The organism is Staphylococcus equorum (assembly GCF_001747895.1).
Taxonomy (GTDB): Bacteria; Bacillota; Bacilli; order Staphylococcales; family Staphylococcaceae; genus Staphylococcus; species Staphylococcus equorum_A.
The window spans coordinates 1-1,304 of record NZ_LNNB01000038.1; the positions used below are offsets into that span (position 1 = coordinate 1).

At 31.1% G+C, this 1,304-nt stretch carries 1 protein-coding gene; it reads left to right on the forward strand.

Annotation, left to right across the window (positions count from 1 at the left end):
- Positions 1-1,216: IS1182 family transposase (locus tag AST02_RS13670; protein WP_069818236.1), on the forward strand; the 1,216-nt coding region annotated here is incomplete at its 5' end.
- Between the last annotated feature and the right edge of the window lie 88 nt (positions 1,217-1,304).

The window sequence follows — 1,304 nt, forward strand, 5'->3', positions numbered from 1 at the left end:
ATATTGTCTTGATAATGGAAGACCATCAATTGATCCTGTAATTTTAGTGAAGATATTACTTATTCAAAGATTATTTGGAATAAAGTCAATGAGACAAACGATAAAAGAAATAGAAACGAACGTAGCTTACCGTTGGTATTTAGGTTATAGCTTTTTAGATAAAGTACCTCATTTCGGTACATTTAGTAAAAACTATACACGTCGTTTTCATGATACAGATTTATTTGAACAAATATTTGAAAGAATTCTTAAAATCGCAATCAAAAATAATTTAATAGATCATTCATCTTTATTCATTGATTCAACACATATAAAGGCAAACGCAAATAAAAATAAATATATAACTGAATTAGTGAAAAAAGATTCTCTCCATTTCCAAGAAGAATTAGATAATGAAATTAATGAACAAAGATTATCTCAAGGAAAAAAGCCTATAAAAAAGAAAAAGAAGGAGGAATACAAAAGTAAAAAAGTAAGTACGACTGATCCAGACTCTGGTTACTATGTAAAAGGAGAACGCGAAAAACAATTTGCTTATAGCTTACATGCTTGCGTAGATAGAAACGGCTTTATCATCGATAAACACGTGACACCTGGTAATGTTCATGATAGTACACAACTCAAAACAATGATTGAAAGATTAGAAGTGAAAAATATGTTGCCCATCACATTAGCTGTTGATTCTGGATATAAAACACCTTTTAACGCGCATTACTTACTTGGAAAAACGATTATCCCAGCAATGCCTTACACGAGACCTAAAGGAAAACCAGGTTATTTTAGAACTAAGGATTTCATCTACGATGAATACTATGATAATTATATTTGTCCTAACGATGAAACATTGATATTTAAACGAACAATGCCAACAGGTCACAGATTGTATGTATCCAATCCTAATAAATGCCGTCATTGTCCTTTGTTAAATCAATGTACAGAGAGTAAAGATGCTATCAAACAAATAAGACGACACGTATGGCAAAATGATTTAGATATAGTTGAAGATTTGAGATTTGTTGATACTATAAAAACTCAATATAAATTGCGAAGCCAAACAATTGAAAGAAGATTTGGAGATGCAAAAGAGCAGCATGGTATGAGATGGACACGATATAGAGGTATCAAAAAAGTTTCCATGGATACCACGCTGATTTGTGCTGCCATGAATCTTAAAAAAATGGCAATGTGGCTCATAAAAGGGCCAGAAATGGTCTGAAAGACCACTTTTTATTTTTAAAATTAAGTTATATTTATAAAAAAATAAACCAAATGCCTTTACAGCAAATGGTTTGTCTACGTTCTGA